At 67.1% G+C, this 9,337-nt stretch carries 7 protein-coding genes; 1 reads left to right on the forward strand and 6 read right to left on the reverse strand.

Translation table 11 applies throughout. The features are described 5' to 3' along the window. The 3 genes from LO50_RS19130 to LO50_RS19140 form a co-directional block, all read right to left on the reverse strand. Nucleotides 1-889, reverse strand: an 889-nt coding sequence (locus LO50_RS19130; protein WP_044316018.1) for a TolC family protein, incomplete at its 3' end; no start/stop codon positions are given. Then, nucleotides 886-3,930 (reverse strand): efflux RND transporter permease subunit, encoded by a 3,045-nt coding sequence (locus tag LO50_RS19135; protein ID WP_044316019.1) that lies wholly within the window; start codon nt 3,928-3,930, stop codon nt 886-888. The genes LO50_RS19130 and LO50_RS19135, both read right to left, overlap by 4 nt. Before the next feature lie 4 nt (nt 3,931-3,934). Next, nucleotides 3,935-5,014 carry an efflux RND transporter periplasmic adaptor subunit gene (locus LO50_RS19140; RefSeq protein WP_044316020.1) on the reverse strand — a complete coding sequence of 360 codons (1,080 nt, stop codon included), beginning with the start codon at nt 5,012-5,014 and terminating at the stop codon, nt 3,935-3,937. A 246-nt stretch (nt 5,015-5,260) separates the two neighbouring features. On the opposite strand from LO50_RS19140, the gene bfr reads away from it, so the two are divergent. Beyond that, the gene (gene bfr, locus LO50_RS19145; RefSeq protein WP_014819086.1) at nt 5,261-5,728 is read left to right on the forward strand and encodes a bacterioferritin; all 468 of its coding nucleotides are present in this window, start codon (nt 5,261-5,263) and stop codon (nt 5,726-5,728) included. 64 nt (nt 5,729-5,792) lie between these two features. Here bfr and LO50_RS19150 read toward each other — a convergent pair whose 3' ends face one another. The 3 genes from LO50_RS19150 to LO50_RS19160 all read right to left on the reverse strand — a co-directional run. Then, a complete protein-coding gene (locus LO50_RS19150) occupies nt 5,793-7,715 on the reverse strand; it encodes a methyl-accepting chemotaxis protein (protein WP_044316021.1) in 1,923 nt (640 codons plus the stop codon). Between the two features lie 170 nt (nt 7,716-7,885). Further along, nucleotides 7,886-8,329 (reverse strand): Cu(I)-responsive transcriptional regulator, encoded by a 444-nt coding sequence (gene cueR / locus LO50_RS19155; protein WP_014819088.1) that lies wholly within the window; start codon nt 8,327-8,329, stop codon nt 7,886-7,888. A 13-nt stretch (nt 8,330-8,342) separates the two neighbouring features. Then, nucleotides 8,343-9,337, reverse strand: a 995-nt coding sequence (locus LO50_RS19160) for a heavy metal translocating P-type ATPase (RefSeq protein ID WP_044316022.1), incomplete at its 5' end; no start/stop codon positions are given.

Genomic DNA, 9,337 nt, shown 5'->3' on the forward strand with positions numbered 1-9,337 from the left:
CCGGGCGGCGGCGCAGCAGGTCGATGGGCTGGCCCGGGGCGATGCGCTGCTCGGCCAGTGGCACCGGCGCGCTGGCGGCGAGACGTGCAGCGGTGCTGCCCGGCGGCTCGGCGAGCAGGGTGTCCAGCGCCAGCTGCGCTTCGGCCAGGTGAATGTCCAGCTCGTCCAGATCGGCTTCCAGCGACGCCCGCTCGGCGGATGTGGCCTCGACGTCCAGCCGGGTCACTTCGCCGGCGTGGAACAGCAGCCCGGCGATACGCTCCAGTTCGCGCGCCACTTCGATGCCTTCGACCAGCAAGGCGCGCTGGCCCTGCAATGCGCGCAGCTGCAGATAGCCCTGGGCGGTATTCGAGGCCACGGCCAGCCGCGCGGCTATCGTCTGCGCCTCGGCCGAACGCAGCTGCCGAGCCGCGCTGTCACGCCGCGCGCGGGTGGCGCCGAACAGGTCCAGCTCCCAGGTTGCTTGCAGCGCCAGCTCCCAGGTATCGAAGCTGATCACGTCGTTGTCGGGGATGAAGTCGGCCAGCGGGCTGTCGGGTTCGGCTTCCTGATCGTTCTCGTTCCACTGGCGGCTGGCCGAAGCGGGGAGATCGAAGCTCGGCAGCAGGCCGGCGCGCGACTGGCGCAGCTGGGCTCGCGCTGCGGTGACGCGCGCCATGGCCAGGCGTACATCGTGGTTCTGCTGCATGGCGCGGCTGACCAGCGCGCTGAGCTGCGGGTCATCGAACTGGCGCCACCAGACGGCCAGCGACTCGGCATCGGCCGGGTGCGCACCGGCGGCACTGAACCAACCTTCCGGCATTTGCGGATCGGCATGCTGCGGTGCGCTGGAGCAGGCACTCAGGGCCAGGGCGAGCAGCAGCGGGGCGGCCAGGGCCTTGGCAGTCATGCGGTTTCCTCCGGGCGTACTTTCATGAACAGCAGGTACAGGCACGGCACCGCCAGCAGCGTCAGCAACGTGGCGAAGCCCAGGCCGCCCATGATGGTAACCGCCATGTTGGCGAAGAACGGGTCGAACAGCAGCGGCACCATGCCCAGTACGGTGGTGCCGGCGGCCATCATCACCGGTCGCAGGCGCGACGCCGAGGCTTCGATGATGGCGGTCAGGCGCGGCACCTCGTCGTCGATCTGCCGGTCGATCTCGTCCACCAGCACCACGGCGTTCTTGATCAGCATGCCGGTCAGGCTGAGCAGGCCGAGCAGTGCCATGAAGCCGAACGCCTGACCGGTGAGCAGCAGGCCGAAGCTCACCCCGCAGATCGCCATGGGCACCACCAGCCAGATCATCAGCGGCTGGCGCACCCTGGCGAACAGCAGCACGGTGACCAGCACCATTGCCAGGTAGGGCACCGCCAGCGTGCTGGCCAGCGCCTGCTGGGCCTCGGAAGACTGTTCGTAGTCGCCGCCCCATTTCAGGCTGTAGTTGACCGGCAGCTCGATGCCCTCGATCAGCGGGCGAATGCGCTCGTGTGCCTCGTTGGTGTTCTCGCCGTCGCGCGGGTCGGCGCGGATGGAGATCGTCCGCTCGCGGTCGTAGCGCACGATGATGCTGTCCTCGCTGACCGGCTCGATGCTGTCGGCGACCTGCGCCAGTGGCACGTAGCCGGTGCCGGCGGGGCTCCAGATCAGCCGTTGCAGCAGGTCACCGCTATCGATGCGGTCCTCCGGCGCGGCGCGCAGCAATACCGGGATCAGCTCGTCGCGCTCGCGCAGCAGGCTGACCCGTTGGCCTTCGCTGCCGGCGGCCAGGGCACGTGCCACGGCCTGGCGCGTCAGGCCGGCATCGGCGAGGCGATCCAGCGCCAGTTGCGGGCGGAGCACCAGTACCTGCTGGCGCCAGTCGTCGCGCACGTTGAAAACCTTGCCCTCATCCTGCAGGCGCTTGCGGCCTTCGGCGGAAATGGCCCGCAGCACCTCGATGTCCGGGCCGCTGATGCGCGCTTCCAGCTTGGCCTCGGCATTGGGGCCGAACATGAACTGCGCAGCCGAGACGTCGGCCGAGGGATAGCGTTGTGGCAGCTGCTGGTTGATCTGCCTCACCAGCCCGGCGATCAGCTCGGCATCCTCGGTGCGCACGAGAAAGTGCATCAGCGACGAATTCGGCTGCTCCGGCATATAGGTCAGCATGAAGCGCGAGGCTCCGGCGCCGATGAAGCTGGACACCTCGCTTACCCCCTCCAGCTCCGCCAAATACGCCTCCACGTCAGAGGCGGTCTCTGCGGTCTCGCGAATATGCGTGCCCTGTGGCAGGAACAGATTGACGTAGAAAAGCGGCGTGCTCGACGGCGGGAAGAAGCTCTGCGGCAAGCGGGTGAACAGCACCATACTGACCACCGTCAGCACTACTAGCACGCCGACCGTCAGCCAGGGCCGATGCAGCACTCCGCCGGCCAGTCGGCGGTAGCGGTTGTACCAGGGGCCGTCGTAGGCGGCGTCGGGGTCCTCGTCGGTCTTGGCGTTGCGCAGCAGGTAATGACCGAACAGCGGCACCAGCAGCAACGCCAGCAGCCAGCTGAGCAGCAGCGACACGGCGATGACGAAGAACAGCGAGAAGAGGAACTCGCCGGTGGTGTCCTGGGATAGACCAATGCCGGCGAAGGCGAGGATGCCGATGATGGTGGCGCCGAGCAGCGGCCACTGCGTCTGATGCAGCGTTTCCTGTGAGGCTTCGAGGATGCTCTTGCCCTGGCGCTGGCGCACCAGCATGCCGTCGCAGACCACGACCGCATTGTCGACCAGCATGCCCATGGCGATGATCAGTGCGCCGAGGGAAATTCGCTCCAACTCGATGCCCGCCAGCCACATCACCAGCAGCGTGCCGAGCACGGTGAGAAACAGCACCGCGCCAATGATGACGCCGGCGCGCAGACCCATGGCGATGCACAGCACGCCGACCACGATGGCCACCGAGAGGAACACGTTGAGCGCGAAGCTGTTCACCGACTCATCGACGATCTGGTGCTGCTCGTACAGCGGATGCAGTTCGGCGCCCAGTGGCATGCGGTGTTCGATGGCCTGCAACGCCGCTTCGACGCTGTGTCCGACCTCGACGATATTCGCTCCCGAGACCCCGCTGACGCCCAGGGTTAGTGCCGCCTGGCCGTTGTGGCGGATGATCTGCCGCGGCCGCTCGGCGTAGTCGCGCGACAGCTTGGCGATGGCGCCCAGCTCGACCCGCTGCGCGCCCTGGCCGACCGGCAATGCGCGCAGCTCTTCGAGCGAATCGAAGGCGCCGCTCGGGCGCAGGCGCACGAAGTACTCGCCGGCATGCACGCCGCCGGCATCTACCGCGGCATCGGTATCGGCCAGCGCCGCCGCGATCTCGTCGGGGGCGATGCCCATCGCGGCCAGCTGCGCCTGGTCGACTTCCACGAGGATGCGCTCTTCCTGCACGCCGGCGATCTCGACCTTGCCGACGCCGTCGGCGGCCACCAGCGCGCGGCGCAGATCCTTGGTCGTTTCGTGGAGCTCCTTTAGCGTCAGGCCATCGCCGGTCAGCGCGTAGAAGATGCCGTAGACGTCGCCGAAATCATCGTTGACCTGCGGCGGTTCGATCCCCGGCGGCAGGTCGCCCTGGGCATCGTTGATCTTGTTGCGCAGCTCGTCCCAGATCTGCGGTAGCGCATCGCCGTCGTAGCGGTCCTGCATCTCCACGCGAATCTCGGCGATGCCCGGCATCGAGCGTGAGCGGAGCTCCTTGATCTGCGACATCTGCTGGATCGCGCTTTCCAGCGGTTCGGTCACCTGCTGTTCGACCTCCAGCGCCGTGGCGCCGGGATACTGCACGTTGACGATGGCCTGCTTGATGGTGAATTCCGGGTCTTCCAGGCGGCCGATCTCGAAGAAGGCGAGGGTGCCGCCGAGCAGGCAGATCAGTATCAGAATCCAGATGTTGACCGGGCGGGTGATGGCGTAGCGGGCGAAATCCATCGGCTCAGTTCCGCTCCTTCGCTTCGATCGGTTGGTCTTCGTGCAGCTTGCTGCCGCCAGCGACGATGATCGGCAGCTGCGCCTGCAGGCCCTCGCCACGGATCAGTGCCTGATCGCCTTCAACCTGCTGCAGGTCCACGGCCAGCCGCCGCGCGCGGCCATCGTCCGCCTGCCAGATGAAATGCTGGCCGTCGCTGCCGGTCTGCAACGCCGACAGCGGCAGGCGGAAGGCGTCGCGGGTCCTCTGCGGCTGCGCCGGACGTTCGATGCTGACGCGCATGGCCATGCCCGGCAGCAGGTTGTAATCCTCCGGTGGCTCACCCTGCAGCACCAGACGGTAGGTGCGCGCGCCTTCGCGTGGCTGCGTGCTGTGCTCCTTGTAGCGCAGCGGCAGACGCACATCGGCAATCACCAGCTCGCCTTCGGCCTGTAGACCGGCGCCGAGCGGAATGCTCAAGGCGGCGGTTTCCGGTAGATCAACGCTGACTTCGATATGGCGGTTGTCCTGCATCTCGAATACCGGCGTGCCAACCGCTACCACCATGTCTGGCTCGGCCAGGCGGCGCGCCACTACACCGTCGAACGGTGCGTTCAGCGTGCTGTGATCGAGGTCGCGCTGGGCGCTGTCGCGCGCCACCCGTGCGGCCACGGTGTTGGCTTGCAGCGCTTCGATTGCGGCGGGGGCGAGGATGCCTTCGGCGAGGAGGGTGCGCTTGCGTGCCAGATCCGCCTCCAGTTGACGCAGGCGCGCCTCGGCTTCGCGCAGCTGCAGGCGGTAGTCGGTGCGATCCAGCTGTGCCAGCGCTTGCCCGCGGCGCACCCGCGTGCCTTCGTCGACCAGGATGCGCTCGATACGCCCGGCCACCTCGAATGACAGCTGCGTGGAGGTTACGCTCTGCACCACGCCGGAGAAGCGCAGTGCTTCGGCTTTCGCCTCGGCCGCCTGCAACGGTTCGACCAGCGCCACCCTTGGCGGCTCGGGTGCCGGCTCGGCCTCCGAGGAACAACCACCGAGCAGCGGCAGCGCACAGGCGATGATCGTCAACCAGGCCTTGGACGCTGGGAATGCTCGCGTTGACGTCATCGTGGCTCCTATCTGATCGGCGTTGCGGGCGTGCGGGCACCCGTTGGGACTGACAGTAGAGCCCCGCGTCTGCGCAGGAGTTCGCTGGCGATGTTCGTAGAAGTGAGGTGACCGGGCGGTCGACTTCTGCCGAGGCTCTGCCACACTCAAGGGTGCGCTGCTGCGGCTCTGCAGCGCTTGACCGTCGTGAACTCAGCGGGGATGCTTGCCCGCTGTTGAAGGCGCATCACTCATGGGGAATACGCAATGCAAGGCCAGGCACCGGTAATCGACTATCTGAAGGAGCTGCTGCGCGGCGAACTGGCGGCGCGCGATCAGTATTTCCTGCATTCGCGGATGTACGCCGACTGGGGCTTCAGCAAGCTCTACGAGCGCATCAATCACGAGATGGAGGAGGAGACGCAGCACGCCGATGCACTGTTGCAGCGCATCCTCTTTCTCGAAGGCACCCCGGACATGACGCCGGAGCCGATCAATCCGGGGCACACCGTGCCGGACATGCTGCGCAACGACCTGGCGCTGGAGTACAAGGTGCGCGCCGCGCTGGCCCAGGGCATCGCGCTGGCCGAACAGCACGGCGACTACCCGACCCGCGACATGCTGGCGCTGCAGCTGCACGACACGGAGGAAGACCACGCCTACTGGCTGGAGCAGCAGCTCGGCCTGATCGACCGCATCGGTCTGCAGAATTACCTGCAATCCCAGGCCAGCTGAAGCGGTTTTGCACCACGGGCAGGACGCTGCCCGTGGTGTGTTGCTAGGCCCTAAGAGGCCCTAATCAGAGCCTGAAGCGGCTTACCATCATCTGCAGCTGGCCGCCCAGACGTGCCAGCTCGGTGCTCGACGCCGCGGTTTCCTCGCTGGCGGCGGCGGTCTGTTCCGACACATCGCGCACATTCACCACGCTGCGGCTGATCTCCTCGGCCACCGCGCTCTGCTCCTCGGCGGCCGCTGCGATCTGCTGGTTCATCGCCTGGATGTTCGACACTGTGCGGGTGATGCTGCCCAGTGATGCACCGGCCCGGCGCGCCAGCTCGACGCCGCTGTCGGTCAGGTCGCGGCTGGTGTGCATGATCGAGGCAACCTGCTGGGTGCCGTTCTGTAGCGCGGCGACCAGCCCTTCGATTTCCTCGGTGGACTTCTGCGTACGCTGCGCCAGGCCGCGGACCTCGTCGGCGACCACGGCGAATCCCCGTCCGGCCTCGCCGGCACGGGCAGCCTCGATGGCGGCGTTGAGCGCCAGCAGGTTGGTCTGCTCGGCCACCGCCCGAATCACGTTCATCACGCTGCCGATCTTGTCGCTCTCTTCCTGCAGTGCCTTCATCGCCTCGGTGGAGCGCACCACGGCGCTGGCCATGCGTTCGATCTGGGTGACCACCTCGGTGACCACGCGATCGCCTTCCCGGGCTTCGCCGTCCGCCTCGGTGGCGGCCAACGCGGCCTGTTCGGCATTGCGCGCGACTTCCTGAACGGTCGCCGACATCTCGTGCATGGCGGTGGCGACCTGATCGGTTTCTTCCTTCTGGCTGTTCACGCCGGCGCTGGTCTGCTGGGTGACGGCCGAGAGCTCCTCGGCGGCGGCGCTGATCTGACTGACACCATCGCGGATGCCGCCGATCAGCTCGCGCAGGGTCGAGCCCATCTGCTGGATGCCGCGCTGCAGCACGCCCAGCTCGTCGCGGCGCTGAACCTGTGCGGTGGCGCTGAGGTCGCCAGAGGCGATGCGCTCGACGTCAGCCAGGGTGGCACGCAGCGGCAGGATGATCTGCCGGGTGATCAGCCAGGCGGCCAGCATGCCCAGCACCAGGGCCAGCAGCGCGCTGACGATCAGGCGCGTGCGTGCTGCGGCGCTTTCCACGTCGAGCTGGTCGAGCTGGAACTGGTAGAGCGAGTCGCTGATACGGACGATTTCCTTCTGCTGGTCGGTCATCTCCTGGCGCGCCTTGGCGATTGCCTGGGTGGCCTTCTCCAGCGCCTCGATGGCGCTGCGGTACTCGCCGAGCACCGTGCGCATCTGCTGCAGCGCCGCGCCGCTGTCGGCGTCCAGAGCGCCGGCATGACGGCCGAGGGTGGCCTGCGCGGCGTCGAGCTGGGCGTAGATCGCCTTCGCCGCCTCGGCACCCGGGCTGCTCATGTAGACGCGCAGCAGGTACTGCGCACGCTGCACGTCGTCTTCGATCTGGGTGATCGCCTGGAATTGTGCGAAACGGCCCTCGTCATACTCCGAGAGCTGCAGCACTTGACGGTTCACGCCAGCCATCAGCTCGCTCAGATGGCCTGCGGCCTGCTCGATGATCTGCCGCGAGGCATTGGCCTGGGCATAGGCCTTGCGCATGTCGTTCAACGAATGCTGATACTGCGCGTTGTAGCCGGCTTGCTCCTTGAGCTGGGCGACGTTGACCGGGTTCTTGAAGGTTGCCAGCAGCTTGGTCTGCTGCGCGAGGTAGATGCCCAGGTTCTTGTCCAGACGCTCGGTGGATTCGTTGTCACCATTGGCCAGCATGAATTGCAGGCGGGCGATACGCAGGTCGGTCAGCGTCTTGTTCAGCAATGAGATTTCGGTCATCCAGCCGCTGCGCTGGATGACACTGCCGAGGCTGCCCCAGCCGTTCCAGGCGAGGATGAGGGTCAAGATCAGCACGGCACCGAAGCCCAGTGCGAGCTTCCTGCTGACGCCGATGTTTGCAAACCAGTTGTTCATGTCACTCCAATCAGATGAATAGTTCGATCCGAGCGGGTGCCTTGCCGGCGGCCCGCGGGTGTCTTCGGGCCCTCTTTCGGCCGCGAGCATACGAACTTGAATGTAAATCGAGGAATGGTCGCAGCGAACGCTGGAGCAGGGGGCGCGGGCCGGGGCGGACCGCGTTGGCATCAGCCTTTGCCAGGCGCAGTGATTGGGGAGGGGCGGGATGACGGGGCGCTGCAGCAGCCGCTTTCGATGCCCTGCAGGATCGGGCAGTCCGGGCGATCATCGCCCTGGCAGTGGTCGACCAGCTCCTGCAGGGTGTCGCGCAGGCCGACCAGCTCGGCGATCTTGCGGTTCAGCTCGTCGATGTGCGCGCCGGCCAGGGCTTTCACGTCGGCGCTGGCGCGCTGACGGTCCTGCCACAGCGCCAGCAGCTTGCCGACCTCCTCCAGCGAGAAACCCAGGTCACGGGCGCGGCGGATGAAAGCCAGCTGATGCAGGTCGCGCTCGTTGTAGTGGCGATAGCCATTGGCGCCACGCCCGGCCGGCGTGAGCAGGCCGATGGATTCGTAGTAGCGGATCATCTTCGCCGTGAGGCCACTGTGCTTGGCTGCCTGACCAATGTTCATGGCGTGCTCCCGATCATTCTTCCGGCTTCCAGGAACGCAGCAGCAGGGCGTTGCTCACCACGCTGACGCTCGACAGGGCCATCGCCGCGCCAGCCACCACCGGGCTGAGAAAGCCGAAGGCGGCGAGCGGAATGCCCACCAGGTTGTAGATGAAGGCCCAGAACAGGTTCTGCTGGATCTTGCGGTAGGTGCGCCGGCTGATTTCCAGCGCCGCCGGTACCAGCCGTGGATCGCCGCGCATCAGGGTGATGCCGGCGGCGTGCATGGCCACATCGGTACCGCCACCCATGGCGATGCCGACATCCGCTGCGGCCAGGGCCGGGGCATCGTTGATGCCGTCGCCGACCATCGCCACCACCGCGCCGCCTTTCTTCAGCTCCGCCACGGTGGCGGCCTTGTCCGCTGGCAGCACCTCGGCATGCACGTCATCGATGTGCAGCGCTTCGGCCACCACCCGCGCGCTGCCACGGTTGTCGCCGGTGATCAGGTGGCTGCGGATATGTCGCGCCGCGAGCCCGGCAATCGCTGCTGCGGCGCCGTCCTTGAGGCTGTCACCAAAAGCGAACAGGCCGAGGATACGCGGCTCGGGCGCATGCTCCACCAGCCAGGAGAGGGTGCGACCCTCGGCTTCCCAGCGCTGGGCGGTTTCCAGCAGCTCGCCCGGCTGCAGGCCGTATTCTTCGAGCATGCGCCGGTTGCCCAGCGCCAGCTGCTGTCCATCCAGCGTTCCGGCGATGCCGCGGCCGCTCAGGGCCTGGCTCTTCTGTACATCCGGCACGGCGATGCCGTCGGCTTCGCAGCGCTCCAGCACGGCGCGCGCCAGCGGGTGTTCGCTGCCCCGCTGCAGGGCGCCGGCCAGGCGCAGTATCCGCGCTTCTTCGCCGTCCACGGCATGCAGGTGGATGATCTGCGGCTTGCCCGAGGTGAGCGTGCCGGTCTTGTCGAAGGCCACGGCCGTGACCGCATGGGCGACTTCCAGCGCCTCGGCGTCCTTGATCAGGATGCCGT

The sequence above is a fragment of the Stutzerimonas stutzeri genome, assembly GCF_000935215.1.
GTDB lineage: Bacteria > Pseudomonadota > Gammaproteobacteria > Pseudomonadales > Pseudomonadaceae > Stutzerimonas.

Coding starts and splice junctions, on each gene's coding strand:
- LO50_RS19135 (WP_044316019.1), bottom strand. CDS start 3,930: ATGGATTTCGCCCGCTACGCCATCACCCGCCCGGTCAACATCTGGATT.
- LO50_RS19140 (WP_044316020.1), bottom strand. CDS start 5,014: ATGACGTCAACGCGAGCATTCCCAGCGTCCAAGGCCTGGTTGACGATC.
- bfr (WP_014819086.1), top strand. CDS start 5,261: ATGCAAGGCCAGGCACCGGTAATCGACTATCTGAAGGAGCTGCTGCGC.
- LO50_RS19150 (WP_044316021.1), bottom strand. CDS start 7,715: ATGAACAACTGGTTTGCAAACATCGGCGTCAGCAGGAAGCTCGCACTG.
- cueR (WP_014819088.1), bottom strand. CDS start 8,329: ATGAACATTGGTCAGGCAGCCAAGCACAGTGGCCTCACGGCGAAGATG.